The sequence below is a fragment of the Paraburkholderia sp. genome (genome assembly GCF_049581445.1).
Taxonomy (GTDB): Bacteria; Pseudomonadota; Gammaproteobacteria; order Burkholderiales; family Burkholderiaceae; genus Paraburkholderia.
The window spans coordinates 1-1820 of record NZ_JBAURZ010000334.1 but is presented as its reverse complement, the minus strand read 5'-3'; the positions used below and the strand labels follow the sequence as shown (position 1 = coordinate 1820).

Sequence of the window (1820 nt, the reverse complement as noted above, 5' to 3'; positions counted from 1 at the left end):
GGCGACAGCGGCGCGGCTTGCGTGTCGCCGGCCGTCGTGCGCGAATCGGCTGCCGCGAGCGACGCCATCAGGCGCTTCAGGTATTCGGTTTCGAGGCCCGGATCGTTAGGCTTCGGTTTCCATTCGGACGAGTCGTTGTTCGTGCCGGTCAGGACTTCCTGCATGCCCTTCTGGCTGATGAACACATAGGTGCCGCCGTTGGGCGCCGTTTCCAGTCGTGTGCGGTACTTGTTACGCTCTGATGCGACGTACGAGTTGCCCATTGCCTTCGACAACGTGTCGCGAATCAACCCTTCGTTGATCTGCGCGTGGGTTTCGTTCCAGTCGGTCTCCATTACGCCCGTATCGCGCTGGTCGACCACCAGCAGGAAGCCCTGTTCCTGCCAGAAACGGCGGATTTGCGGCCACGCCTGCTCAGGCGTCTTGCCGTCGATGACGAGCCAGCTTTCCGTCCCGTCACGTTGAATGTGCATACCGCTCACGGCCGGCACGACGGTCAGGTCGGAGGTAGGCGCCTTCGCCTGCACCTGCTGGAGCGTGGACAGCGAGGTTGCGCCGCCCTGCGGCGGCAGCGAACGCTGATCGGACGTCTCATCGATCATGTTCGGCGGCACGGCCAGTGACACTTGCTTCGATTTCGAATCGCTCTTGTAGTCAATCTGGGTCGGCGACGAGGTACCACAGCCGGCGACGAGCCCACCTGCCATCAGCAATACTGCATACCGCTTGGTAAGACGAAGATGAGTCATGTTCAGGGAATCCTTCCGCTACGCCACGGCAAGTTTCCGTGGATCAACCCGTCATTTTACCGATCCCGGGCGCACCTGTGCAAAAAGCCGGTTTACGGCCCATTCCGCACCCTTGCACCGCGATCCGAAACAGCGTTTCGAGAGCAAGCCGCCGCCCGCCGGATCATGACGGCTGTGAGCGCTTCGAGCCGACCTTGCACCACCCTTTTTCGTTTCAAAAAGCCCGCGCAGCATCTCGTCCAGCGCGCTAATTTAACAATTGGCCACACTCTCGGCGGCGCCTCCAAAAGGTCCTCAGCGCCGCGCTATGCCCTTGTTTTAATGGCGCATTCCCCACTCCCGAAAAGCGCTCAACCGGAGATTTCAAGCCCCGTTGCCAAGCTCGCGCGGACGGACGAACGACCCCCGGTGCTATCTTGAATTTAGCCATCTTAAAAAGACCACCAGGTTATTTCGGGGTATTCAGCATGACCATTTATTCTCTCGGCCAACGCCTCGCGCTGAGCGCAACACTGAGCGCCGCGTTGTCCGTCCTGTCGCCCGCGACCATCGCATTTGCGGAGCTTGGCGGCGCGATGGCAGGCACGCAGGCAAGCTCACAGGGCGACTCGCAGGGCAGCGCGCCGGTCACGTTGCTGGACGGCGCAATGCTGATGCGCACCAGCATCGACGCGGGCGGCACGACCGTCAACGAATACGCGTCGAATACCGGCCGGATCTTCGCCTACACCTGGCAGGGACCGACCATGCCGGACCTGACTGCGCTGCTCGGCCCCTACAACGCGTCGTACCGCGCGGGCGCGACCGCCGGTCTGTCTGAGGGCCGCGATCTGCACGCGTCCCACGTGGCCGGGGCCGATGTTGTGGTCGAGTCGGGTGGCCAGATGCGCAGTTACGTGGGCCGCGCCTGGCTGCCCGCCGCCCTGCCTGCCGGCGTCAAGCCGGACGATCTGAATTAACGGGGGCCGCCATGTCGATTCGCATCGTGTCCCTGGTTCTCATTGCGGGTGCGCTGTCCGCTGCGCTAACCGGTTGCGGCGGCGGTGGTGGCAGTCCGGGCAACAGCACAAC

2 protein-coding genes are annotated in these 1820 nt (G+C 62.9%); one reads left to right on the top strand and one right to left on the bottom strand.

What is annotated here, in order from left to right:
• A partial coding sequence (gene bamC, locus WCA85_RS27780) for an outer membrane protein assembly factor BamC (protein ID WP_424068078.1) occupies nucleotides 1–749 on the bottom strand: 749 nt, incomplete at its 3' end.
• 467 nt (nucleotides 750–1216) lie between these two features.
• On the opposite strand from bamC, the gene WCA85_RS27775 reads away from it, so the two are divergent.
• Entirely contained in the window at nucleotides 1217–1708 is a 492-nt protein-coding gene (locus WCA85_RS27775) for a DUF2844 domain-containing protein (RefSeq protein WP_424068077.1), read from the top strand.
• The last annotated feature ends 112 nt before the right edge of the window (nucleotides 1709–1820 follow it).

Coding starts and splice junctions, on each gene's coding strand:
- WCA85_RS27775 (WP_424068077.1), top strand. CDS start 1,217: ATGACCATTTATTCTCTCGGCCAACGCCTCGCGCTGAGCGCAACACTG.